The organism is Tessaracoccus flavus, from assembly GCF_001997295.1.
Classification (GTDB): Bacteria; Actinomycetota; Actinomycetes; order Propionibacteriales; family Propionibacteriaceae; genus Arachnia; species Arachnia flava.
Map to the genome: position 1 here is coordinate 1,629,151 of NZ_CP019605.1, position 24,758 is coordinate 1,653,908.

Here is a 24,758-nt window from a genome sequence, read left to right on the forward strand (position 1 = left end):
GCGCTCACCCCCATGCCTTTCAAGAGGCGCTTCCGCCGCGGCCTGATACGTGCCTATCGTTTGGCTGTGAGCACATTTCAGGGAATCCCATTGGGCGCCGTCGACTTCTACGAGGACCTCGAACAGGACAACTCCCGCGAGTGGTGGCTGGCCAACAAGCCCCGCTACGACGACGACGTCAGGGCGCCGTTGGAGGCGCTCGGTGCGTTGTTGGAGGCCGAGTTCGGCACTCCGAAGCTGTTCCGCCCCAACCGCGACGTGCGGTTCTCCGCGGACAAGTCCCCGTACAAGACGCACCAGGGCCTGGTCGTCGCGCCCGTGGACGGGATGGGTTGGTACGTGCAGGTCAGCGCCGACGGGCTGATGACAGCCGGGGGCTGGTGGGCAGACCGACCCGAGCTGGTGGCGCGCTACCGCGAGGTGTTCGAGGACGAGGACGCGGGTGGTGAACTGCAGGACCTCCTGGGGGCGTTGCGGGAAGCGGGGTACGTCGTCGGCGGTGAGCGGCTGAAGAGCCGGCCCCGCGGCGTTGATGCGGACCACCCCCACCTGGAGCTGCTGCGGCACCGGAGCCTGACGGCGACTCGCGAGTACGGGGAGCCCGAATGGCTGCCCACCGCTGAACTGCTGGAGCACGTCGCCGCCGACTGGCGCGCCTACCGCCCGCTGATGCAGTGGTTGGCGAAGCGGCTGGGTGGGAAGACGGTCTGAATCCGCGCGGATTCACTGTTGCCGATAGCAGGTCACCGGCGGATAATCAAATCATCCGCTGGAGCCGGGCGGCGTTGTCCGGGGAGGCGGCGTGTGCCGGTCCGGGCGTGCGCCTGCCGGCAGGTCAGGAGGGTGTCCCTATGGTGTCTGTCAAGCTGCGACGGCTGGTCTTGGCTGGTAGTAGGTCCCGTTGCGGAGCATGGCGTGGAGGACATCGACGCGTCGTCGGGCTAGGCAGATGATCGCGGCGTTGTGTTTCTTCCCAGCGGCGCGTTTCCGGTCGTAGTAGGCGCGGGAGTCGGGGTCGTGGAGGGCTGCGAAAGCGGAGAGGAATAGGGCCCGTTTGAGGTGTTTGTTCCCTGCTCGTGAGGGGTGTTCGCCTCGGATGCTGCTGCCAGATCTGCGGGTGACAGGGGCCAGGCCGGCGTAGGCGGCCAGGTGTCCTGCGGTGGGGAATGCTGTGGCGTCACCGACGTCGAGGAGGAGTCTGGCTGCGGTCCTGATGCCGACTCCGGGCATTGACATCAGGAGCTGGGAAAGAGGGTGGGCATCGAGGGCCTCCTCAACCTGTTTCGCGGCTGCAGCGCGTTGGGCCAGGAGTCCTTGGAGTTGGGCAGCCAGTTGGGGCAACACCAGCTCGGCGGCGCGGGTGCCAGGAACAACTACGGTCTGCTCGGTCAGGGCTTTGATGATCGCGTCGACGAGCCGGGTGTGCATTCGGGGCGCCAACGGTTTCGTCGTGGTGGTCAGGCGTCGCCTGCCCGCGGCAGCGAGGCCTGTCGGGCCGGCGAACTTTGCCAACAGGGCGAGGACCGCGGGGTGGCCGATGTTGGCGCCGATGGCGCGTTCGAGGGCGGGATGGATCTGGGTGAGCATGCCGCGGATCCGGTTCGAGACGCGGTTGACTTCGCTGGCCAGGTCGTCGTCGAACCCAACGATCACAGCCAAGTCGGCGATGAGGTCATCGTCGCCGCCGACGCGTCGCAGCGCGTGGGGCATGGTGCGGCCGGCCTCAGCGATGATGAACGCGTCACGGGCGTCGGTTTTCGCGTTGCCCGGGTGGAGATCAGCGATGCGGCGCATCGCCAGCCCGGGCAGATAGGCGACCTCGATACCCATCGCTCGAGCGACGGTCACAGGCAGTGCCCCGATCGTGGCGGGCTGGTCCACGATCACCAACACCGACCCATGGACGGTGAGCTTGTCGAACACCTCGCGCAGGGCAGCCTCGTCTTGGGGCAGGGCCTTGTCATGCAGACGTCTCCCGGCGCTGTTGAGCGCGGTGGCATGGTGGTGTTCCTTGCCTACATCGAGGCCGACGAATACGTCGAACCGGTCTTGGTCCATGACAGTCCTCCTTAGGACCTAATTCTGGTCACCAAGTCGGGCGAAGATCGTCGGCACCCACGTTACGAAGAGACCACGCTGTCGATGCAGCGGGCCGTGTCCCTATCAGCGATCAACCCACGCCACCAGAACCCGGTGACAACACCCCCCGGATCATCAACGACAGGGGCAGTAAGTCATGCCGGGCCTGGTGACCAGAACCCCGACCATCGGGGCTACCTAGAAGGTAACGGGCCGAGAGGTATTTGCGGCAGTTATTGGAGGTCATGAGTCCCAGCGTCGATAGACTGCGCCCGCATGTGCCACGCAGTGTAGTGTCGCGGTTCGAACGTTAACAGGGTTGGAGCGGGTCAACGCATCGACAGTGGACCGGTAGCTGAGGAAGAGGGCGGGCAGCGATCCCGGATGATAGTTTCTATAGCACTTGGGGCTGTCGGCGCGCTGCTCCTTTTCGGAACCTACGGGGCACTGGAGTCAAACTGTCCCGCGTCAAGTAGTTGGCAGGATTTCTTCTTGTTCAAAGGTGGGTGTTGTCGTGCTGGCGCGGCCGAGGTGGACCTCGAGGGGCCGGTTCCAGGCGATCGCTTCGTGGGGGCGCTGGGTGTTGTATTCGATGCGGTAGTCCTCGGCTCGTTCGACCAGGGTGAGCGCGTCGGCGATCTCGTCGAGGAACAAGCGTTCGTACTTCAATGTCCCGAACCCGCGTTCGCGTGAGCCGTTCTGCCCGGGGCTCTTGACCCGAGTCCGGACGTGTCTCAGCTCGGGGTGCGAGGTGATGAACAACTCGAAGTCCAACGACCTGAACGGGCCACCGTTGTCGGTGACGATAGTGACCACGGGCAGCACTTCCCCAGTGACCTCATCGATAGGGCAGGCCTCGGCCAACGGGTGTCCGAACAGGGCCTCGTAGTCAGCCAACGCGAGCTCGACCGCGGCGATCGCGTCGTGCTTGTTCCCGGTGGGTGAGACATGCCACGGGTGCTCATACTTGTCAGTACCAATCCCGGCATCCTGCGATCCGCCACGTCCCACCCGAGGTGGTCTCGAACTCGCAAGAAGTCCAACTGCCACACCTGGTTCGGGCCATCAGGGGTCTTCGCGAACGCGGCCCTCCGGTCAGCGGCGAGGTCACGGCGCTGCTTCTGGTATTCCGAGGCCAGTAGCAGGCCCTCGTCACGCAGCAGCCGCAGCACGGTCGCCTGAGAGACCTTGTGTCCGGAGTGACGGGTCAGCGCCCAAATCTTGCGATGCCCCCACGCCGGCTTAGCCAGCGCATGACCCACCACCAGATCCCGCGCAGCCGTACGAGCCGGCTGGGGCCACGGCCCCTTCGGACGGCGATCCTGACGGGCCTTGGCCTGCCACCGGCGCCACGTGCGTTCGGGCATGTCGATCAGCTTCACGAACCTCGCGGTCGACATGCCCGCCTCCCTGCGGATCACCTCGAGGTCCTCGAAGGGCCCAACCTGCCCTCCGCCGACTTCTTCCACACCCGAATCTCGACAGCGGCCTCACCCAACGCCTGAGTCAGCTCAGTGACCTCCGCCTCCAACTGCTGCTCCCGGGTCGAGGGCCCAGACCTACCCGCCGCCAGCCCAGCCTTGCCCGCTTCGAGGAAGTCAGCCTTCCACCGACCGATCGACTGCTCACTGACCTTCTCCCGCCGAGCGGCCTCAGCGATCGTCATCTCTCCAGCCAAGATGCTCAACACAATCCTGGTCTTCTTCTCCACCGGAATCACTGGTGGTCTTCCCATGTCGGACTCTCCTTCAGGACCTACATAACAGCCCTGCCACTAAGTCTGACGCGCGACAAAACTGGCCCGGGTCTTACGTCAATGTCCACACCGCAACTGGCCAACTCGGACGCTTCAGTATCGGATGGCACTTGGCTTTCCGCATGGGACCAGCATTCGGCGTGACGCTCGCCATCTCGGCGACAGCAGAGAGACTTGGCGTGAGACCCACCCTGGCGACTATCACCTGCCTCGCGGTCTTCGTCTCGTATGGGCTCTTCCACACTTGGCGCGCTGCACGCGAAACCGCGAACCCTGCAAAGATCCGGCTTGTTCGGATTATCAGCCACGGATTGAGCACCTTGGGCGGGTTCGTTGGCTTCCACGCAAGGAACCTCTTTGCTGTCTTGATTCCCTATCCCAGTGAGCTACTAAACGCAGTGTGGACGGCGATGTTCGCAGCCCTCGTCTACTCTGGGGCGACTCGATTGCTGTCGCGTGAAACCGACTCGAGATCTCTGTTTCTGAGGGCAAGGCGCGATATGGGGCTCGACGCGTGGAACTACGCTAAGGCTGCGTCACGGATTCACGAGGTCCCATCGGTTGCCGTGCATGCCATCATATTGGCTGAAGCTGTTCAACGACCTCGGTGGTTCCGGAAGATCGAGACGGTCCTGCCTCCGCTCATGCGCATGGCTGGACGCGACGCGACGACCGGAATCGCACAGATGCGCTCAGTAACTGCCCTTAGCGACGAGGAGTCGATAGACATGCTTTGTATCGATATGAAGAATTGGCTCTCACATCACCCCGACGTGTCGCTGGAGAATCTCGATGACTTCGGTGACTATGCCACCCATCACAGCGCTGATGCCGTCTTCGTCGACTCAGCTAAAGGCTTCCACGCTGAGCTCGCTGAGCTCATTACTGAGTAGCCGTTTCAAGTTCCGGCTGCTGCCGTCTCTTTGATACCTGACCCCGTCACAACTTCCCGGCGCCTAGCCTCGATCTTTCATGAGGGGTCTGATCGGGGCTGGTCGGCGCCGGTGGCGCCGAGGTTGTTCTGATTCTTGCAGGTGGGTGCGACAGGACCCCGCATGACGTCTGCGGGGCGGGCTTCCCGGCCGAGGGTTCTTTCGTTGAGGTGGACGGGGTGGGCGCCTGGGTCAGGTAGCTGGTGCTGGGAGGTCGCGGAGCCGGCCGATGCCGTCGAGGATCAACTCGGCCCAGCGGGACTGTTCAGCCAGATGTAGCACGACCCGGCGAGCGCGGCGGGCCAAGGTCGCGGGGATGCTGTAGAGGCGGTAGCGCAACCGTTTCGGTTCCCAACGGCGGGCTTCGTGACCGGCCAACGCGAGCATCCCGCTCCAGGCCTGCAACTCGGAGGCCAGCGCCACGATCTGGCACCAGATCCGGTTCTGGTCGAAGCCGTGGAGGGGCAGGTTTACTAGTCCGGTGTCTTTCGCGATCCGGATCCGGTCTTCGCAGCGGGCGCGGCGACGATGCCTGAGCTCCAGCTGCTGGAGGGTGCCGGTGGTGGTGTTGGTGGCGAAGGCGGTGAGTCGGTAGCCGTCGACGTCGTCGAAGCGGAGTTGTGCGCCGGGGTGGGGCCGTTCCCGGCGGACGATGACCCGCATCCCGGGAGGCCAACCGTCGAGGGTGAGCAGTCCGGTGAAGTCGGCCAGATCCGCCCCTTCCCGCGCCTGGCGGTCGGCGTTGAGGGCGGGGACCCAGACCCAGTCGGGGATCTGCTGGTAGAGGGTGCTGGTGTCGAGCGGGAGAGTGAATCCCACCGAATACGCCATCCGATGAGTCGCGAGCCACCGGGTGAACTCTTTCGTGCCGCCGGCGCCGTCGGCGCGGACCAGGACCCTGCGGCCCGGCCGGGGATTCTTCTCGGGGAGCTGCGCGAGGGCGGCCTTGGTGACAGCGATGTGATCGCTGTCACCAAGGCCGCGTTGGCGCAGCTCCCCGACCGCAACCCGCGCCCAGGGCGGAGGGTGCTGGTCCGCGCGGACGGGGCCGGCGGCACGAAGGAGTTCACGAAGTGGCTGACCGGGCGGCGGGTCGCGTACTCGGTCGGGTTCACCCTCCCCATGGACACCGCCGAGCTCTACCACCAGATCCCTGAATGGGTGTGGCTCCCGGCCCTCAACGCGGATGGTGAAGCCCGCGACGGGGCCGATCTCGCCGAGCTCACCGGACTACTCGACCTGACAGGCTGGCCCGACGGGATGCGGGTGATCGTCCGCCGGGAACGACCCCACCCCGGAGCGCAACTACGGTTCGACGACGTCGACGGCTACCGGCTCACCGCGTTCGCGACCAACACCAGAGGCGCCACCCTCCAACAGCTCGAGCTCCGGCACCGCCGCCGCGCCCGCTGCGAGGACCGCATCAGGCAGGCGAAGACCACCGGGCTGGCGAACCTCCCCCTCCACGGGTTCGACCAGAACAGGATCTGGTGCCAGATCATCGCGCTCGCGTCCGAGCTGCAGGCCTGGACCGGGCTGCTCGCCCTCGCCGGACACGAAGCACGCCGGTGGGAACCGAAACGGCTCCGCTACCGGCTGTTCAGCATCCCCGCCACCATCGCCCGAAGAGCCAGACGCATCCACCTCCACCTCAGCGACCGATCCCCATGGGCCGGGCTGATCCACGCCGGCATCACCAAGCTCCAAGGGCTCCCGGCCCCAGCGACCTGACCCCGCGGCCCCGACCATCCGCCTCGATCCTGGAATACCCCTTCGGCCTGGAACCCCGCCCACCGCGAACGTCACGCGGCGTCTTGTCACACCCAGGTGCAAGAATCAGACCAACATCGACACCACCGGCGCCGACAACCCCCGAACAGGGCCCTCATGAAAGATCGAGGCTAGTCAAGGAAGTAGGCGAGGGTCTTTTCGTCGGAGTCGAGGATCTCTTCTGTGGCTACACCGAGCTCGCTGGCGAGTTCGACCGATCCACGAAGGGCGATTTCCACATCGGGTGAGAAGGCGCGGTCGAGAAGGTCGAGGAAGTCGGCCATGCTCGCATCGAGCATTTCGATGAGTTCCTGGTACTCACTGGCAAGCCGCTCATCAAGTACACGTTGCTCGTCCAGGTAGCGTTCGATCAATTCCGCCTCCCGCTGGGAGAGGGAGGTGGAGACGGTCTTGTACATGATGGTGCCGACGGTGTTGCCGATCACGGCGCCGAGGACTGGCACTGGGATGAGTGCCTGCCCGACGAAGGATGACAGGGCACTGACGGCGGCTTCCAGGGCGACGAGTTCGGCGTTGTCGATGAACTCAAGTTCATCGATTTCGCCGCGGCGGAGCTTGTTTGCCTGTTCCGCGATACCGAAGCCGGCGGTGACGATCGAGCTCGCGACGGCTGCTGACGTTGCGGTGAAGTTGGTGAGCGTGTAGATGCTGAGCCCTCGGACACCGCCCTTCGCGAAGCCGAAACCGGTTTCGCCCGCTATGTCGGTCCAGTCCTCGCTCGTGAACTCCTTGAGCTTCTTCCCTTGGCGGCGCTTCTCGACCACGGCCATGACGAAGGCGGTACCGCCCTCGATGGCAGCCGCCACAACGGTGGCTTTCGCGGCCTCCTGAAGTGTCGGCCGGCTCTCCTGGTAGGCGTCATTCCTGCGGGACTGGTCGGTGGTCCGGAGGGACTCCTTCTCCGCCTCCAGGGTTGAGTTGTAGGTCCCCTTCTGGACCTGGTTGTAGTCAAGGTGGGAGGGTTCGAGGGAGTCGATGCCCATTGAGCCCTGGCCGAAGAAGTCTTGGACCCGTTCCCAGCCCCTCAGTGATGGGCCGTCGCCGCTGCGGGTCAGGAACTTGCGTGCTTCTTCGGGTGGCATGGCGTGGAGCTTCTGGATCACTTCGAAGTGGTCGCGGGGGATCTGGTAGGTCCCGCCGTTCTTGACGAAGTCGGGATACCTCTCCAGGTGTTCCGCGATCGCGCCTAGCCCGAGGCGGCCGCCGGCAAGCACGAACTTCTGCTGGATCTCCACGCCGCCGCGGATCAGGTCCACGGGGCCGTTGTCGTTGACCCACTGGTAGACGGCGTCCTCGCCGAGGATCTGGCTGCGGGCGTTGCCGACGCCCACCTCGGCAACCTCGGCGATGAAGCCGTGCATGCCCTTGACGCCGCCGCGGTTGGCAGCGACCACTTCGAAGTCGATCTTCTTGATCGCCTCGTCGATACTGGCGAGAGCGTCATGGAGATTCAAGTCCTGGCGCCCGAAGGCGCTAAGCAGGTTGTCCAACCTGAGCTGATTGAGGTGGTTCACCCATGCAGCGACCGCTTGCTCCTGATTGCTCTTCGCAAGCGCTGCCGCGTCACGCATCCTGACTGTCCTGCTCGACACGCTGGCTGAGCAGGGCCGCACACGCCTTCGTGTTGTTCACCAAAGCGGCCAGCTGCGACCGCTGGGCCGCAGACAGCGCCAGGAAGTCGGCGCGGAAGAACTCCAGCGCCTGGCCGTAGCTGCCCATCAGTTGTTCGCGGACCGAGGTGGTCCGCCCGAGGATGTCATCGATCTGAGTGTCCATGCCCTTCACGAGTGCGGTGTTCTGCTTCACCGCAGTCACCGCCGCCTGCTTCTCGTCGCGGTTCTGGAACTTCTTCCTGGCGAACAGCGTGATCGACACCAGGAGCGTGGCCCCTGCGATCGTCCAGCCGATCGGGCCCGCGAGCGCGAGCAAGGCACTGCCTGCAGCCGTTCCACCACCCCCCGCCGCCAGAGCCCCTCCTCCAAGCCAGGCCAGAGCGGCGTTGGTCGCCGCAGCTCCCGACAGGGTGGAGATCGCGGTGCCGGTCGATGCCGCGCCAAAGGTCGTAGCAACCCACATCGCCGCCGTCGGAGCCATGCTCGCGACCGCGGCCCCCGCAGCGAACCCTGCGCCAGCACCGGCTGCCGACTGACGCGCTGCCTCCAGGTCCTTCCGGGCGAACTCCGTCGCCTCAACGAAGTGAGCCTTGTGATACTCAACCTCCTCGAAGTCGGCGTCGAACGACTTCGGGGTGTTGGCGATGCTATTCACAAGCAACTCGACCAGCTCGATGAGGTCCGTCGAGCGTTCGCGCTGGCGCAGGAGGGAACTACCCTTGTCGTTCATCTGCGTGAAGGCGCCGTTGTACTCAGCGATGGCCTCCACATAGGGATCGGGCTTCTTCCCAGTCAACTCCTCAACGGTCTCCATGGCAGCATCCCGGAGATCACCGGTCCGCTCGACCAACTGCTCCGACTTGTCCCGCGCGAACCTGCCGGTGCTGTCGGCCGCTTTACCGAGGCCCTCCTTAGCCTTGCCCAGGCCCTCCTTCGCTTTACCGAGGCTCTCCTTGGCCTTGTCCATCCTGAGCGGATCAACCATCGCGATCTCCGTCTGTTGTACTACCCCGATTGACAGGAGACTATCGACCGCAGCAGACAAATTCTGAGACTGGACCCACCAATTGAGAGCAGGCCATCCGGCATGGCGGTGGCCAATGGTGGGTCCTCCCTTCACTAGCCTCGATAGTTCATGACGGCCCTGTGTGGGGCTGGTCGGCGCCGGTGGCGTCGAGGTTGTTCTGATTCTTGCAGGTGGGTGTGACAAGGCCCCGCGTGACGCTGCGGTGCGGGTTTCCAGGCCGGGAGCTTCCAAATTCAGAGGGACGTGTGGAGGTCTGAGGGTCAGGTGGCTGGTGCCGGGAGGTTTCGGAGTCGGCCGGTGCTGTCGATGATCAGCCCGCTCCAGGGGGATTGCTCGGTGAGGTGCAGGACGGTGCGGCGGGCTCTTCTGGCGAGGGTCGCGGGGATGGTGTAGAGCCGGTAGCGGAGCCGTTTCGGTTCCCAGCGGCGGGCTTCATGACCGGCCAGGGCCAGCATCGCGCTCCAGGCCTGCAACTCTGAGGCCAGCGCGACGATCTGGCACCAGATCCGATTCTGGTCGAACCCGTGCAACGGGAGGTTGGCCAGTCCGGTGTCTTTCGCGATCCGGATCCGGTCGTCGCAGCGGGCGCGTCGACGATGCCTGAGCTCCAGCTGCTGGAGGGTGCCGAGGGTGGTGTTGGTGGCGAAGGCGGTGAGCCGGTAGCCGTCGACGTCGTCGAACCGCAGCTGAGCGCCGGGGTGGGGCCGTTCGCGGCGGACGATCACCCGCATCCCGGCAGGCCAACCGTCGAGATCCAGCAGTCCGGTGAAGTCAGCAAGATCGCCCCCCTCGCGAGCCTCGCCATCGCTGTTGAGGGCCGGCACCCAAACCCACTCCGGGACCAGGTGGTAGAGGTCGGGGGTGTCCATGGGGAGGGTGAACCCGATCGAGTACGCCACCCTGCGCCCGGTCAGCCACTTGGTGAACTCCTTCGTGCCGCCGGCCCCGTCCGCGCGGATCAGCACGCGGCGTCCGGGCCGCGGGTTCCGGTCGGGGAGCTGCGCGAGAGCTTGTTTGGTGACGGTGATGTGATCGGCGGCGGTGTTCGAACCGGCGTTCCCGGGGCGTAGGTGGACCTCCAGGGCTTCGCCGGTGCCCTCGGGGCCGTGGTCGGTGAACGCCAGCAACGGGTGGAACCCGAAGCCTCGTCTTCAACGTCGCAGCCGCGCGCTGCATCTGCCGAGTGCGCGGTGATCAACGACGCGTCCAAGTCGATGATCAGCGGATCCTCGGCAGTCGACTCGTGGTCGGGGGCATGGTGACCGGCCAGGGCCCAGACCGTGGCGCGGGCCTGCTTCCTAGCTCCCGCGATGGCCTTGATGGCCTTGTCCGCGTCCTCGGCCAGGGCCGCGATCAGGCGCGACACAGTCGGATCCGACGCCACCGGGCCGTAGACCCCTGGTTCAGCGCGCAGGGTAGCGAGGTCACTCAACGCTTCACCGCCGAGCACCAGCGACACCGCCAGATCACAGATGATCTTGCCCGGATCGTGGACCGCCAACGGTTTCCGCCACCGGTCCAGCGCCTCCGACAGGGCCCGGTCCAGGCCGGCCGCGCGGATGGTTTCGGTCAGCAGGATCCCGCCAGCCTGCCCGACCGCGGTCACCTTCGCGGTATCGACATGAACCCTGGGATACGAGCCGGTACTCTTCACCTCGAAGGTGCTCCTCGCTTGTTGAATGACTGTGCTTCGCAAAACACATCATCCCAAGCCAGGGGCACTTTCGCCATCCCAGGCCACTACAGTCCACCCACCGTCATGAAAGCACGAGGCTAGCAACGGCGGAGGACAGACTCACGCGGCGCCTAGAGGATGTCCGTCGGCCCCTGCAACCTACGACGACCCGACGCGGGGATCGCGAGTTGCTGCGCTCTGCTCGCACGCCAGAGTCCACCCCGTCGACCTTCATGAGGGTACAATCCTTCAAGCCGCAATTGATAGAGGGGGATATGGCCAGCGCACCTACGGGGGAGACGTCCGCGCCTGCGAGCAGCCCGCGACTGGGACGGGCTCTCTTCTTCGTCCATCAGCAGGCGCGTGTAATCAACGACCCCGTTGTCAGGGCCAAGCTCAGCCAGCTCACTGCGGCGGGGGAGGCAATGGGCTACGCAGTCACCTTGAAGGACCACGGACGCTTGTCCGGGACTATGGCAATGGAATTTGCCGTCCAAGCAGGCATTGGAGAGCAAAGACTCTTGAACGAGGTACTGCCGAAGCTCAAGGAGGCCGACCTCATCGACTACACCTTGGACTTGACCACAGGTGGCGTGGCCACTATCGAGGAATTCGTCGGACTGTCGGGACGGATTATTGACCAGGCCATGAAGGTCACGGAGAGGTACAGCCCCTCCCAGGTCGAAATCGCGGTCCTGCACTCTACAGAGCTCGCGAGTTGGGCGCCACTGACCCTGGGCCAGCATGCGGAACAATTGCACAAACGGGGGTTCGAAGACAAGGTGATCGAAGAGGCGATAAGGCTCTCGCTCGCTGCTGGGGTGAACCTGCGTGTCAAGTCGGCTGATCTCGGCGAGTACGTCATCTACAATCCGCACGTCTGGGCGGCTCACCACCTCCCGATTGCAGGATTCCTAAAGGGGCTTCCCCCTGCCGAGCGCGACTCCTTGCTCGGGTTGTGCGAGCAAGCTTCAAGCAGCCCCGGGCTAGCCCTGAGAGCATATGACACTTTCCAACCAGGGATGCTGTCATCGGCGCGTAAGGTTGGACTGGTGCAAGCCGCCACGGTAAAGAGCAGTGTCGCTAACGGCCAGCAGACCTACGTGTTCTCACCCATGTTGGAGTCGGAGGACGACAAGCTCCAGACAACCGAGGTCTTACACCAGCGGAAGTTGTTCGTCGCCCATATCCTCTACGGTCACGAGAAGGCCATTGCTGGTCGCGGCCGCATCTATGACCCGCGTGTGTTGGTGAGGTCACTGCTCCGCAAGGGCGCCGTCGGCCCAGCCTCGAACATCGCGTCAGACTACCACCTACTGGAAGCGAGTGGAATCGTGGCGGTACGCCAGTCCACAACCGAGCCCGGCCGCGCCTACCTCGAACTCGTCAAGAAGGAGATCGTCGAAGGGGGGCTAGGCTGGATCGAAGCTTCGTACAGCAACGGGAGCGGCGCTGGGGCAGACCTCAGCGCACTCACCTCTCCGAGCGATTGGGTATCTCCTGAGGCAGACCGCGCCAATCTGCCAGACACCGGAGCAGCGATGGAGATCGCCGAATCCGCGATCCTTCGACTCCGTGAGGCCCGAAAGGAGGCCACGAGTGCTGCCCGACGAGACGTCCCCTGAGCCAGCCCCCGAGGAGGCCCTCTTCGACGACCACGCTGCGCACTTGCCCGCCTCAACCAATAGACCGACTCAGGCGCACAATTCAAGCGGCCCTAGGAACGGGCAGTCCGACCTGCGTCCGGCTACGCTGACCCCAGGCGACAAGCTGGAGATGCGGCTTGCGCGCATGCAGTTTTTCAAGGGCGCCTACGCACGGCGGGGCATCAACTTGGAGCGCCACTTCCATCCCGAGCCACTCCTGGTGACTGACTTGGACCTGCTGTCGTTCGACATCACCGCTCATCTGTCCTTATACAAGACCATTGGTGAGGCGAAGAGCGGCACCGGAAAGAGCGCTCCAAAGCCGCTTGACCGAGCCATCTGGATCGCGGGGCTGAAACGGTTGGTTGACGCTGACGCTGCCTTGGTCATCACGGCTTTGCGGCCATCCACACGGGTACGTGATACGGTCCGCAGCCTTGGCGTCACGGCTATGAGCGTAGATGACCTCACCCAGTGGGAAAACACCCACCTAAATGAAGATCTCGACGATGTAGGTTCGCAGGGTCCGGGTGCTCTCTTCGCCGATGCACGTACTCGCAAGAGCGTGAAGGGAGAACCGAAGCTGGAGCGCATCTATTGGTTTCTCCGTTCGGAGGTCTGGTTCCTTGAAGCTTTTCAGGCTGCCAAGCGTCTTATCGGCGCACTCTGTGAACTACGGGACTTCTGGACTCCCGGAATTGAAGATGACCAAGCCGCAGCTTTGCGCTGGATGTACGCGGAAACGCTCTCCATTCTGACCCTCCAGTTGGTCGCTCTAGTGGGCCGGTACCAAGGTTCCAACAGTGGAGAATGGCCGGGTTACGCGAGAGATCGACTCGCAGAAGGAGCTATCCCCGCCAACAATCAACGCGCCCTCGCGGCCGCCTTCGACACATACTTGGCCCACATACTCGGTGAGCTTAGAGCTCCGGCCATCATGAGTGTTGAGACTATGGGCGCTTTCAATCCGACGCCCCCGGAATGGGCCAATGAGCTCATTGAGCTGATCGCACGGCTCGAAGGGTTTCCGGGCTTGGCGGAGCTTCCCAGGCAGACGGACCTAGTCATTACTGAGCGCCTCGTCCGGCGCCGAAAGGAGGGAACGAAGGCGGTTGCTGCCGTCAGCGTGCGCGAGCCCGAGGAATTTGCTCGGATGCGTCGACAGATCGCAGCATTTCTTCGTGGCTCAGTGGGACTGCCGGAAGCGGTTGACAAGGCCCTCAGTACTTAAGTGCCCTAGCCTCGATCTTTCATGAGTGGTCTGATCGGGGCTGGTCGGCGCCGGTGGCGCCGAGGTTGTTCTGATTCTTGCAGGTGGGTGCGACAGGACCCCGCATGACGTCTGCGGGGCGGGCTTCCCGGCCGAGGGTTCTTTCGTTGAGGTGGACGGGGTGGGCGCCTGGGTCAGGTAGCTGGTGCTGGGAGGTCGCGGAGCCGGCCGATGCCGTCGAGGATCAACTCGGCCCAGCGGGACTGTTCAGCCAGATGTAGCACGACCCGGCGAGCGCGGCGGGCCAAGGTCGCGGGGATGCTGTAGAGGCGGTAGCGCAACCGTTTCGGTTCCCAACGGCGGGCTTCGTGACCGGCCAACGCGAGCATCCCGCTCCAGGCCTGCAACTCGGAGGCCAGCGCCACGATCTGGCACCAGATCCGGTTCTGGTCGAAGCCGTGGAGGGGCAGGTTTACTAGTCCGGTGTCTTTCGCGATCCGGATCCGGTCTTCGCAGCGGGCGCGGCGACGATGCCTGAGCTCCAGCTGCTGGAGGGTGCCGGTGGTGGTGTTGGTGGCGAAGGCGGTGAGTCGGTAGCCGTCGACGTCGTCGAAGCGGAGTTGTGCGCCGGGGTGGGGCCGTTCCCGGCGGACGATGACCCGCATCCCGGGAGGCCAACCGTCGAGGGTGAGCAGTCCGGTGAAGTCGGCCAGATCCGCCCCTTCCCGCGCCTGGCGGTCGGCGTTGAGGGCGGGGACCCAGACCCAGTCGGGGATCTGCTGGTAGAGGGTGCTGGTGTCGAGCGGGAGAGTGAATCCCACCGAATACGCCATCCGATGAGTCGCGAGCCACCGGGTGAACTCTTTCGTGCCGCCGGCGCCGTCGGCGCGGACCAGGACCCTGCGGCCCGGCCGGGGATTCTTCTCGGGGAGCTGCGCGAGGGCGGCCTTGGTGACGGTGATGTGATCGGTCGCGGTGTTCGAGCCGGCATTGCCCGGGCGTAGGTGGACCACCAGGGCTTCGCCGGTGCCCTCGGGGCCGTGGTCGGCGAACGCCATCAACGGGTGGAATCCGAAGCCTCGTTTGAACGTCGCAGCCGCCTGCTGCTTCTCCGAATGAGCGGTGATCAGCGACGCGTCGAGATCGATCACCACAGGATCCTCGGCGCTGGTTTCATAGTCGGGGGCATGCTGACCGGCCAGCGCCCAGGCCCTGGCGCGGGCCTGCTGCCTGGCTCCGGCGATCGCCTTGATGGCCTTGTCCGCGTCCTCGGCCAGGGTCGCGATGAGGCGGGACACGGTCGGGTCCGACGCCACCGGGCCGTAGATGCCTGGTTCGGCGCGCAGGGTGGCGACGTCGCTCAACGCTTCACCGCCCAGCACCAGCGACATCGCCAGATCAAGGATGATCTTGCCCGGGTCGTGGACTGCCAACGGTTTCCGCCACCTGGTCAGTGCCTCGGACAGGGCCTGGTCGAGGCCGGCGGCGCGGATGGTTTCGGTCAGGAGGATCCCGCCGGCCTGGCCGACCGCGGTGACCTTGGCGGTATCGACATGAACCCTGGGATACGAGCCGGTAGTCTTCACCTCGAAGGTGCTCCTCATCTTGGTTGACGTGGTCTCTAGGCAAGTCACATCATCCCAAGTCAGGGGCACTTTCGCTATCTCAACCCGCTACCGTCCACCCACCGGCGTGAAAGCGCGAGGCTAGGGAGTGCGCTCGAGCAACTCGCTCGACGATACGGACACCGGGGTGGGCCCCCATCCCTGTGGCGTGGAAAGCGTCCAGCATCGAGGGCAATAGCGACGGGAGTTCCACTACTCGCTGGAGACCAAGCCTGAGCGCGGCTTCAACGACTGCTTCCGGCTCCACGTCAGCGAGCACCATGACTGATGCCACCCAGGAGACCGGATGGTCACCGAACCAAGCTCGAGCGAAGTGGAAGCTGACTCGTTCATCGTTACCTAAGAGGCGACGCCACATCTCCCTGTTGAGGGCACCGAACCTTTGAACCAGGTCGTTCAGCTCTTCATCGGCGAGCGTTTCATCGAAGATGGGGTGCTCGATGACTGCGGTACTCTGACGTCCAACACCCAGCTCATGAACTAGGAAATCGAACGCGGGGATAGCCAGGCACAGGACAGCTTGCTGTTCAAGATCCTCAGGTTCGATGGACCAGAGCATCTCGAGAGCACCGGTGTAGTCGCCGTTTCTCGCCCGCGTATCAACGATTCCGAACCGCGGCCCCGGAAGATCGAGTCCAAGTTCAATTGCCCGTTTATACCAACTCTCTGCACGTGCATCGTGCAGGTTTCAGAAGCACTGGCCAACTCGATAGGCGGCCTCCGCGTCGCGATCGAGGCCGGAGCCAGGCGACTCGATGGCGGCAATGAGCAGTCGGCTCGCCCCCTCGAAGTCACCACCCTGAAAGTGCTGTCTGCCTTGATGAGTCAGCAGCAGACCAGCTCCAATCAGGTCTCCCGCCTCTCGGTAACGACTCGCCTCAGCCATCGTGTCGTGCTCGTGATTCGCCGCTTGCTCGAGAAACGCTGGGTCCAGTCCCTCAGGCACGAGCGTTCGGATCGCCGCGGGATCAGCCCCTCCCTCAAATAGACCTTGCAATAGCTCGAAATCAGCAGGAGTCAACCCCTCGGCCGCTGGCATCCTCACCAAGCGCATGGACTCAAGCCACGACATGACCAGCGCCATATCGCCCTCGTCAAGGGCTGGGTGGGTCAATGCGATCAGACCAGTCGGCTGAGAGATGAGGAAGGCGGTCCCATTTTCCGCTGCCATGGGCGGCGACATCGCCGCGCCCAACTCTTCTAGGGCTTCAGGTACCAACACAAGTAGGAACACGAGGCCTCCCGCCGCCAAGTACCCGAGTGCCGCGTTGTTCTGGTCACGGATTGGGTCGAAGCTCTTGAGCAGTGCGGTGGCCTTGATCGCCAGACCAACCTGAGCAAATCGCGAGTCGAAGTGCGCAAGCCAGATCCGGCAGCCGGCCGGCAGCCGACCTTCGATGAGGTTCCCGTAGGCCGACTCGGGGAATGGATTGTCCAGGGGCCCGAGAGTCAATGCGTAGGCCATGAACACCTTGATTGCCCACTGAGCTAGCGCCATCTGCTCGTCAGCACCGAGCCAGATTCTTCGCCCCTCCAGCACGAGGGGGCCAATGATGCTCTGGGCCCTTCGCTCTAGTTCGCTCATCCAGCCGTTGTTGCAGTCCTTGCACACTTTGACCGTGACGTGGGGCAAGAGGGTAGCCCAATCACGTTGGCGCTCAGAGGATGACTCGTAGCGCCCCTCCTCGTTGATTTGCATAGAGGACCATTCCAAGGGCATCCGTTGACCGTTCTGATCCTGAAGTAGCTTCCTGGCCCCTTGCGTCTGGCGCAGCCATTTCGCCCACACATGCTCGTCCGTCGGCTTCCCGAGCCCACCGCAGAACGGGCACTGCCATTTGGTCATCCGTCAATCAGCCTTCCCCGGTGAGCCGCGACACCGCAAGGTGGAAGTCGGCTTCTCGGTCACGGGGGGCGAACGGGAGTTCGTAGGTGTACACGGTGCCGGCTGGGTGGGTGGCGGTGCGCTCCTCCTCGCTGAGGTTGCCGCCCTTCTTGCGCCACAGCTGGCGGACCTGAGTCGGGACCAGGCGGCCGTTGGCGTCGTAGATGTAGTCGTTCTGGTCGTAGCCGTGGAGGACCGCGAACTGGGTGCGGTAGATCGTGGCGAGTTCGTCGGCCGTGACGCCGAGCATCGTGGCCATTAGTGCGTCGATCTCCACCAGGGCGTTGCGACGGTCGACGTCGCGGCGCAGGGGTGTGCCAGGCGTCCACTCCGGGCCGACGTCACCGAGGTCAGGGGCGTCAGGGTACGCCTTGCCCATGAGCCACTCATCGTCGCGGAAGGCTGGGTCCCAAACCTCAGCCCACAGATCGGCATATGCCCGGGTTAGGCAGTTGAGACGCAGTGTCCTCAGAAGCAGCTTCGGAATTAGCGGGTGGTCAGGTGTCGGAAGGGGCAGCCGTCCGAGGACTTCGAAGGTCAATGCGCTCTTGGGAGCCGCTCTCACCGCGAAATCGGCCAGCAGTGAACTCAGAACCCCCTGCAGCAGCACAACGTCGGACGCGGCCACCCCGCCTGTCCCATTCACGGTGTGGACATGGGTGGGACCAGGAGGCAGTAGCGCCGCTATCAATGTTCTCTCACCTGTATTGGCCGCCATGGCGCGCCACAGGACGCGGTAGTGGTCTCGTATTGGCACGCCGTCCCACCTGCCATAGGACGCGTCGTAGGCAGCACCATCGCCGCTCGGACGGTACGCCGTGACTGGGCGGCCCTCTGGACCCAGGGCTTCGAGGTCCACGACCGACCAGTCCTTGTTGGATCTGAGTGTTCGGTTTGGCGACTTGTAGAACGGGTTTCCAACGTGCATGTGCGGGCCTTGCAGGATTGCGTCACGCCATGGAACCTGCCCCCAATCCTGCGTGAATCTCCCCTTCTGCCGATCGATGGTTTCGTTCCAACCGGCAGAAAAATGCAGTCCCAACTCCCCCACCCGCCGCGAACGGACCATGAGGCTCAGCACCTGTGATGCTGAACTGTTGACCGAGTAGAGCATCCGCGTTTGTCGCGCAGGCAGCCCTGGGATTTCAAGGACGTCCCGCCACATCTCCAACACCGAATGGTCAACATGTTGGATGCGCGACCCATGAGGACGCTTGTCCCAGGATCCGGCGTGCTTAGAACCGGGTTCCTCGCCTGAGCCGTCATGCTGCAGCGAACGGGTCACGGTGTCGGGATGATAGAGGCCGGACGCGTTAAGGAAACGAACCTCGCCGCTGGAACCGTAGACATGTATCCCGTATGTAACGTGGTTGTCGATCTCACTGAATAGCAGCGTGTCGTTGCCGAACTGCCAGTGGCGCCGCAGACGAGAATATGTAAGCTCTCGTAACTTCCTAGCCTTGTCGTCCGTCAGATGTGTCTCGGGATGGACGAGACCGATAACACCCTCAAATGAAGCTCGGGCCCATGTTTGCGCCATGAAGCACCGATAGAGATCGGGCCGCAGTCCGTAGAGCTCCGGGTACGTGGTGGCGTCCCCGACGAACGTACGGAGCGCAACCATCTCTGCAGCTCCCGCCGCCACAAGGTCTCCAGCACCGACGAGTTGCAAAGTCGCTTCGCGACGCATGGCCTTTGCCTCCTCAGACGCCTTATGCGCCAGCTGCCACCACGGGTCACTCTCAGCCAAGAGAGCGTCCATGTCCACGTCGGGTCTCACCCACGGAGGGTTCCCCACCTGAAGGTCGAAGCCTCCGCGACCGAACACCGTCGCGAAGTCCAACTGCCAGTGGAAGAAGCCCTGCTCGCGTGCGATGTCCTCGCAGACTCGCAACCATGGGTGGTGGTCGAGCACGTCCCTGACTCGTCTGGCGCCGGCCCCGGCGAGTTCGAAGTTCTCCTGGTCGGCCATCGCCTCCCACTGGTCGGCCGGGGACAACGTGCCCATCCCATGCTTGGCTCCACGGGAGGAGAGCTTCTGGGTGCCGAGGATGCCCTGGGCGGCGTCGATCCACTGGTCGAGCGTCGGTGGGGCCACCTCGTCGCCGGTCAGCGGCCAGAACCACAGCGCGGTCCAGGCGTCCATCATGCGGCGGAGTCGGCGGTAGGCGCCGTCGTCGTCGGCGAGGGATTCTTCGATCTGTTCGCGGGTCACCACCGTCGCCTGGTGCTGGTTGGCCACGTCCTCCGGCATCCCCCACAGCGGGATCCGGCGGGCCGACTGCTGCTCTGCGACCTTGAGGCGGCGGTAGGCCATCGCCCACAGCTCCTCGGCCTGATGGGAGATTGCCGCGAGTTGGTCGATTTGCTTCTTCGTCGGCTTGCCCTTGATGGCCTTCCGCCATGCCTTGACCTTGGCGACGCGGTCGGGGGCGAGCTCCTTGGCCTCCTTGGACTCCGACGTCGCGCCCCAGCCTGCGGCGGGCAGCAGCCAGTGGTGGATGCGGCCGCCGGAGCCGCTGAGCTCGGGCCGGTCCTGCTCGATGCGGGCGGCGATGTCAGTGAGCGGTTCTGCAGCGGGCGGGGTGGTGAGCCAGCGCTTGTCATTGACCTGGTCGCGCGTATAGAAGGAGCGCGAGGCCCCCACCAGCGAGTTGCCGCGTCGCAGCCGGAGTCCGAACCACGGGGCCTGCAGGCCTTCAGCCATGGTGTCCAGCCACAGCGTGATCTCTGCGAACTCCACGGCGGTGGCGTTGAGGTCCACGCCGTAGACGTTGTGCAGGGCCAGGTAGGCCTTCACCTTCTGCAGTTCGGCCGGGTAGACATCGGGGTCGATCCGCTCCCCCAGCTCCTCCTGCCGGCGCTTCAGGTACTGCTCGGCCAGCTGACGGACGGCCTCGATGGCGAACGCGCCGGAGCCGAGGGCGGGCTCGCAGACGCTGAGGCCCAGGATCTCCTCGGCGGTGGTGGTGTGGCCGTCCTGGTCCAGCAGCTCGGCGAGCGCCTCGGAGACGGTGAACTTCGTCAGCACCTCGGGGGTGTAGTAGGAGGCGGAGCGCTGCCGCTGGCGGCCGGAGAGCCGGAAGACGAACTGGCCACGGGTGTAGCGGCGGCGGCTCTTCTGGCCGGTGACGGGGTCAGTGTCGAGGACGAAGTCCTTGTCGGCCAGGTGGTCGGCGCGGTCCACGGGCACCACCCAGGAGCCCTTCTCCGGGTTGCCGTCGCGGGCCACCTCGTAGAGGTCCACGTCCGCGAACGAGCCCGTGTAGCTCATCAGGCCCTCGTAGACGGCGCCCAGTTGGTTGATTCCGAGCTCGACGTAGCTGATGAAGCCGCGCTCCTTGCCGGAGCGTTCCTTGCTGAGCAGGAGTCGTCGGAGCACTTCCTGGAGGGCGTGGTTGCCGAGGCCGACCTCGTCGATGAGGGCCGTGGCCTGGGGTGAGAACAGGTCTGCGCGGAGGGGTTGGAACTCGAGACCTCGTTCGACGAGGCGGTCGGCCTCGTCGTCGAGGGTGTGGCCGCGGTCGACGAGGTGGAAGAGCAGGGCCAGCGATTCGTACAGGTGGGTGCCGGAGCGGGCGCGCGGGGAGGCGAGCTCCACCTGCACCAGTTCCCGGAGTCGGTCGAGGGAGTAGCCGCGGGCGTAGTCCGGGTCCCCCACGGGGAGGATCTTCAGCTCCGGCGACGCCTCCGCGTAGAGGAGGAACAGGATCCGGTAGAGGAACCGCAGCGACTGCAGCGCCAGCGGCTGCGCCTGGCTCTGCGGCAGCGGGTCGAGGTTCTGGGCGCGCCGTCGGTCCACCACCTCGTTGGCGATGAGCTCGATGGATTCCCGCACTCCCTCGCGCAGGTCGGCGGACACCCCGACGGTGTGGGCGACGGACGCCTCCAGCGTCGCGTCCCACCAGATGTTGCCGTCGGCGTCGGGGGCCAGCGACTCGGCGTCGACGGCCACCAGCGCCCGGTCGATCTCGCCGCCCTGCTTGGTGTCGCCGCGCTCGGCGACGGTGTGGAGGTCGACGGCCAGGTAGCGGCCCTCGGGCCACCGGGAGGCCTCCGCCACCACCAGCCAGCGGCCGGCCATGATGAGCGCGAACTTCGTCTCCTCGTGGTCGAGGAACAGGGTGGAAACGAGCTTGGTGGCCGAGGTGATCGGGTCCTCGTCGTCGACGACGTACGGCTCGGCGAGGGTCTCGGCGTGGCGGGCGAACAGCTCGTCGAGGGTCGCGGCGGGCTTGGCCTCCACCAGCGCCAGGGTCGGTTCGAGGCCGGGAGAACGCAGCAGCCGGACAGGGCCGTTGACGGTGGTCTCGTAGGGGCCGGGCTCGTAGCCGAGGATGCGGCGGAGGTCGGCGTGGAGGGCGGCGGCGGCGTCCGGGTCCGGGTCCTCGTCGGCGTAGAGGGCGGCCATGGCGGTGGCCAGCTTGGAGCGCTCGGCGGTGAACCGCGACTTGGTGGTGGGGTGCTCGGCGTCGCGCCACTGCTTGACCCGGTCCAGGACGCGGGCCAGGTAGGACTCCTTGCGGGCGTCGGTGGTGAAGAAGTGCTCGCTGATCCAGTCCTCGACGACGAGGAGGGCGTCGCTGTCAGCCATGGGTGGCCTCCGGGGTGTCGGCGGGGAGGACCACCAGCAGGGGGCGCACCAGCTGGCGGTCGGGGGTCATGTCGCGGCTGAGCCGCTCCTGCGCGTCGACGAGCGCGCGGCGGCGGCGCACCTGATCGCGCTGGATAAGCGCCTCGGCCTCGGACTGCCACTCCTCCGCGCGGGCCACCCACTCGTCGACCCGCGCCTTCGCGGCGTCCGCGGCGGCCTGGAACTGGAACCGCAGGGTGTCCTCGGCGCGCTCGACGGCGGGCCTGACGAGGTCCATGTCCGGGAGCTGGACGGGGCCGGGGTTGCTGCGCTCGCCGATGACGCCGGCGTCGGTGAGCATCTCCCCCGCCGTCGCGTGGACCTCGACAAAGGGCGTCGCCCCGTGGAACTGGGCGGACAGCCACGACGAGGCAACCACCTGGCCGCGGCGGTTGATGAGGGTGCCGTTGAGCAGGACGGTGGGCACGTCGACGTTGCCCCGGACGGCGAAAATCTCGCCGCGGGCCAGCCGGGCCAGGGCACGGTCGGCGGCCCAGTCGAGCACGGGGTGGAGGGGGCCGAGGTAGTGGGCCTCGGGCCAGGAGGAGGCGCTGGTGTCGGTGAGGGCGGCGTCGAGGATGGTGCTCGCGGCGTTGGGCTCGGTGACGAGCTGGAGGCGCTCGAGGACATTGCGGTCGGCGAGATAGCTCTGCGGGAGCACCTCGAAGCGCTGGCGCAGATCCGCAGGCGGGACGAACTCGACGATGTGCTCGGCCTGGTGCTCGCGCCAGTCGACGCCGCCCAGGTCCCGCGGGAGGGGCCTGTCCTCGGGCGAAGGGTAGTACTCGTGGAGGGCATCGCGGAGGAAGTCCACCGCCTTCGCGTAGAGGAGGTGGTCGCCGACGACGGCGGGCTCAGGCTGATCGTCGACGTCGTCGTCGAGGTACTGGGCCAGCCAGTCGTCGACGCTGGTGTCGATGTCCTCGGGGCTGGCCACCACGTCGTCGAAGCTCTTGGAGCCGGCCAGCACCTGGCGGATGGCCTCCTCCTCGGCGGTGACGCTGTAGCGGCCCATGAGGCTGGCGGCGTCGCCGAGGGCGCGGTGGGCCTCGTGCTCACGAGCGACGAGGGCGGTGAGGACGCGGATGTCGCCGGAGAAGCGCTCGTTGGCGGTGTTCAGCAGCAGGGTGGTGATCTGCGGGGGCTGCTTCTGGCCGTAGCGGTCGATGCGGCCGTTGCGCTGCTCGATGCGGATGAGGCTCCACGGGATGTCGTAGTGGATGAGGTGGTGGCACTGCTTGTGGAGGTTGACGCCCTCGGAGGCGACGTCGCCCGTGACCAGCACGCGAATGGGTGAGCTGGTCTGCTTGAAGCTCTCGACGATGGCCTGCTGCTGGTCGTCGGCCAGGCCTCCGTGGAGGACCTCCACCTGGTCGGGCTTGAGTCCGAGGTCCTTCTGGAGTTTGGCCTGGAGCCAGTGGAGGGTTGCGACGCGCTCGGAGAAAACGACGGCGCGCATGGGTGAGGTCTTGCCGACGCCGACCTCGTCGCGCAGGTAGGCCACGAGGGCCTGGTACTTCGAAGAGGTGGCCATGGTGGCATCGTTGAGGACCGCCAGGCGGCGCAGGGCCTCGGCTTCGCGGTGGGCGGCAGGTGTGTGGTCGAGGCGCTCGATGCGGTTGTGGAGAGTGTCGCGGAGAGCGGCCGGCGAGGACAGGAAGGCCTTCGCCAGCGTCCACGGGAACAGCGATCCGTTGGCGCCGGAGTAGGGCGAGGACCCCGTCGGACGGAGCCAAGTGTCGACCAGCTCGTCGACGACAGCGTCCTCCTGCGGGGAGGCGTCGATGAGGCGGTTGTCGGGCTCGAGGCGCTCGGCCCAGTCGGCGCCCACCTCCTCGGCCACCTCGGCGCTGTGGCGGTGTCGTCGGATGGTCAGCTGCTCGACGCGCTTGGCGTCGAGGTCGCCGTCGGCCTTGACTGCGGTGGGGTCGAGGAGGCGCACCAGCTCGGCGAACGACTCCCGCGACCCGTTGTGCGGGGTGGCGGAGGCGAGGATGAGGGCGTCGGCCTGCGGCGCGAGGATGCTGGCCAGGCGGTTGTTGAGGGTGGCGGTGTTGGTGACGTTGTGCGACTCGTCGATGACGACGGCGTCCCAGTGGTGGCGGCGCAGGTCGTGGACGAAGCGCTCCTGCTTCAGCGTGTCGATGGAGATGATCACGCGGCGGAAGTAGGAGAACGGGTTGCGGTTGGCGGGCAGCTTCTGCTTGACGCGGGCCACGCCCTGCGAGTCGAGGCGCACGAACGGGATGGCGAAGCGGCTCCACATCTCGTGCTGCATCTGCTCCAGCACGTGTCGCGGGGTGACCACCAGGATCCGCTCCCCGCGGCCGCGGCGGATGAGCTCGGAGAGGATCATGCCGATCTCGAGCGTCTTGCCGAGGCCGACGGCGTCGGCGAGCAGGATGCGGGGCCGCAGTGTCGCGGGGTCGAGGGCCTTCGCGACGGCCTTGTGCTGGTAGCCGAGTTGGCGGGCGAGCATGCGGGGCGAGACGGTGAGCGAGTCGTCGCTGAGGGGGACGGCGGTCTTGCGGAGGGTGGACTCCACCCAGAGGCGGGAGCGGCGGTACTTGGGTGAGTCGTCGGCGCGGACTTGAGTGTCGCGGGGGTCGTTGAGCTTGATCCGGTCCAGCGAGGGGTAGAAGACGGCGTCCTGGCCGCGGACCAGATCCGAGAGTCCCTGGGCGTTGAGGACGGGTCCGTCGGACGACTCGTCCACCGAGGTGATCAGCCAGTCCTCGTCACGCACCACGACGACGTTGCCGGGTGCGAAGGTGTTCGTGCTACTCATCGTGGGATGGAGCCTATCGGCTGGGCTGGTCACGTTGGTCGCGGGAGTCCAGGAGTCTGGGCGCCACCTACGTGAGACGCCTGACGGTCGGCGATCTA

At 65.5% G+C, this 24,758-nt stretch carries 14 protein-coding genes and 3 pseudogenes; 5 read left to right on the plus strand and 12 right to left on the minus strand.

The window, feature by feature from the left end; genetic code table 11:
* Positions 1–66: 66 nt before the first annotated feature.
* Entirely contained in the window at positions 67–711 is a 645-nt protein-coding gene (locus RPIT_RS07450) for a DUF2461 domain-containing protein (RefSeq protein WP_218121673.1), read from the plus strand.
* Positions 712–861: 150 nt separating this feature from the next.
* Here RPIT_RS07450 and RPIT_RS07455 read toward each other — a convergent pair whose 3' ends face one another.
* The 3 genes from RPIT_RS07455 to RPIT_RS07465 all read right to left on the minus strand — a co-directional run bounded on the left by RPIT_RS07455 (position 862) and on the right by RPIT_RS07465 (position 3,814).
* Positions 862–2,058, minus strand: a complete 1,197-nt coding sequence (locus tag RPIT_RS07455) for an IS110 family RNA-guided transposase (RefSeq protein ID WP_077341999.1) — start codon at positions 2,056–2,058, stop codon at positions 862–864.
* 489 nt (positions 2,059–2,547) lie between these two features.
* The gene (locus RPIT_RS15660) at positions 2,548–3,090 is read right to left on the minus strand and encodes an integrase core domain-containing protein (RefSeq protein ID WP_226996226.1); all 543 of its coding nucleotides are present in this window, start codon (positions 3,088–3,090) and stop codon (positions 2,548–2,550) included.
* Between the two features lie 406 nt (positions 3,091–3,496).
* A complete protein-coding gene (locus RPIT_RS07465) occupies positions 3,497–3,814 on the minus strand; it encodes a helix-turn-helix domain-containing protein (RefSeq protein ID WP_157633339.1) in 318 nt (105 codons plus the stop codon).
* Positions 3,815–3,975: 161 nt separating this feature from the next.
* Between RPIT_RS07465 and RPIT_RS07470 the strand changes: the two genes are divergently transcribed.
* Positions 3,976–4,728: a hypothetical protein gene (locus tag RPIT_RS07470; protein ID WP_143028313.1), complete on the plus strand. Its 753-nt coding sequence runs from the start codon at positions 3,976–3,978 to the stop codon at positions 4,726–4,728.
* Positions 4,729–4,959: 231 nt separating this feature from the next.
* Here the strand turns inward: RPIT_RS07470 and RPIT_RS07475 are convergent.
* A pseudogene (locus RPIT_RS07475) lies at positions 4,960–5,736 on the minus strand (transposase); the annotation flags it as partial.
* On the opposite strand from RPIT_RS07475, the pseudogene RPIT_RS07480 reads away from it, so the two are divergent.
* Positions 5,698–6,498, plus strand: a pseudogene (locus RPIT_RS07480) (IS1380 family transposase); the annotation flags it as partial. The pseudogenes RPIT_RS07475 and RPIT_RS07480 sit on opposite strands and share 39 nt — an antisense overlap.
* A 170-nt stretch (positions 6,499–6,668) precedes the next feature.
* Here RPIT_RS07480 and RPIT_RS07485 read toward each other — a convergent pair.
* The 3 genes and pseudogenes from RPIT_RS07485 to RPIT_RS07495 form a co-directional block, all read right to left on the minus strand.
* Positions 6,669–8,012, minus strand: a complete 1,344-nt coding sequence (locus RPIT_RS07485; protein WP_226996227.1) for a hypothetical protein — start codon at positions 8,010–8,012, stop codon at positions 6,669–6,671.
* Between the two features lie 109 nt (positions 8,013–8,121).
* Positions 8,122–9,291: a CsbD family protein gene (locus RPIT_RS07490; RefSeq protein ID WP_218121679.1), complete on the minus strand. Its 1,170-nt coding sequence runs from the start codon at positions 9,289–9,291 to the stop codon at positions 8,122–8,124.
* 167 nt (positions 9,292–9,458) lie between these two features.
* A pseudogene (locus RPIT_RS07495) lies at positions 9,459–10,852 on the minus strand (IS1380 family transposase).
* 296 nt (positions 10,853–11,148) lie between these two features.
* On the opposite strand from RPIT_RS07495, the gene RPIT_RS07500 reads away from it, so the two are divergent.
* Positions 11,149–12,498 (plus strand): hypothetical protein, encoded by a 1,350-nt coding sequence (locus tag RPIT_RS07500; protein ID WP_077342011.1) that lies wholly within the window; start codon positions 11,149–11,151, stop codon positions 12,496–12,498.
* Positions 12,499–12,664: 166 nt separating this feature from the next.
* Complete coding sequence (locus RPIT_RS07505; protein ID WP_143028311.1) at positions 12,665–13,750, plus strand: DNA-binding response regulator; 1,086 nt, start codon at positions 12,665–12,667, stop codon at positions 13,748–13,750.
* A gap of 173 nt (positions 13,751–13,923) precedes the next feature.
* Here the strand turns inward: RPIT_RS07505 and RPIT_RS07510 are convergent, their stop codons facing one another.
* The 5 genes from RPIT_RS07510 to RPIT_RS16015 form a co-directional block, all read right to left on the minus strand.
* The gene (locus tag RPIT_RS07510) at positions 13,924–15,315 is read right to left on the minus strand and encodes an IS1380 family transposase (RefSeq protein ID WP_157633341.1); all 1,392 of its coding nucleotides are present in this window, start codon (positions 15,313–15,315) and stop codon (positions 13,924–13,926) included.
* Positions 15,316–15,394: 79 nt separating this feature from the next.
* On the minus strand, positions 15,395–15,913 hold the full coding sequence (locus tag RPIT_RS07515) for a hypothetical protein (protein ID WP_077342016.1): 519 nt from the start codon (positions 15,911–15,913) through the stop codon (positions 15,395–15,397).
* 129 nt (positions 15,914–16,042) lie between these two features.
* Positions 16,043–17,200, minus strand: a complete 1,158-nt coding sequence (locus tag RPIT_RS07520; protein WP_077342017.1) for a hypothetical protein — start codon at positions 17,198–17,200, stop codon at positions 16,043–16,045.
* Between the two features lie 7 nt (positions 17,201–17,207).
* The gene (locus tag RPIT_RS07525) at positions 17,208–21,833 is read right to left on the minus strand and encodes a restriction endonuclease subunit M (protein WP_077342018.1); all 4,626 of its coding nucleotides are present in this window, start codon (positions 21,831–21,833) and stop codon (positions 17,208–17,210) included.
* The gene (locus RPIT_RS16015) at positions 21,826–24,660 is read right to left on the minus strand and encodes a helicase-related protein (RefSeq protein ID WP_077342019.1); all 2,835 of its coding nucleotides are present in this window, start codon (positions 24,658–24,660) and stop codon (positions 21,826–21,828) included. Before RPIT_RS16015 ends, RPIT_RS07525 begins: the two co-directional genes overlap by 8 nt.
* Positions 24,661–24,758 lie beyond the last annotated feature (98 nt).

What these genes read in the sequence shown, in the direction of transcription:
- RPIT_RS16015 (WP_077342019.1), bottom strand. Translation starts at nt 24,660, where the DNA reads ATGAGTAGCACGAACACCTTCGCACCCGGCAACGTCGTCGTGGTGCGT.
- RPIT_RS07520 (WP_077342017.1), bottom strand. Translation starts at nt 17,200, where the DNA reads ATGACCAAATGGCAGTGCCCGTTCTGCGGTGGGCTCGGGAAGCCGACG.
- RPIT_RS07525 (WP_077342018.1), bottom strand. Translation starts at nt 21,833, where the DNA reads ATGGCTGACAGCGACGCCCTCCTCGTCGTCGAGGACTGGATCAGCGAG.
- RPIT_RS07455 (WP_077341999.1), bottom strand. Translation starts at nt 2,058, where the DNA reads ATGGACCAAGACCGGTTCGACGTATTCGTCGGCCTCGATGTAGGCAAG.
- RPIT_RS07515 (WP_077342016.1), bottom strand. Translation starts at nt 15,913, where the DNA reads ATGCTCTGGTCCATCGAACCTGAGGATCTTGAACAGCAAGCTGTCCTG.
- RPIT_RS07465 (WP_157633339.1), bottom strand. Translation starts at nt 3,814, where the DNA reads ATGGGAAGACCACCAGTGATTCCGGTGGAGAAGAAGACCAGGATTGTG.
- RPIT_RS07500 (WP_077342011.1), top strand. Translation starts at nt 11,149, where the DNA reads ATGGCCAGCGCACCTACGGGGGAGACGTCCGCGCCTGCGAGCAGCCCG.
- RPIT_RS07505 (WP_143028311.1), top strand. Translation starts at nt 12,665, where the DNA reads ATGCAGTTTTTCAAGGGCGCCTACGCACGGCGGGGCATCAACTTGGAG.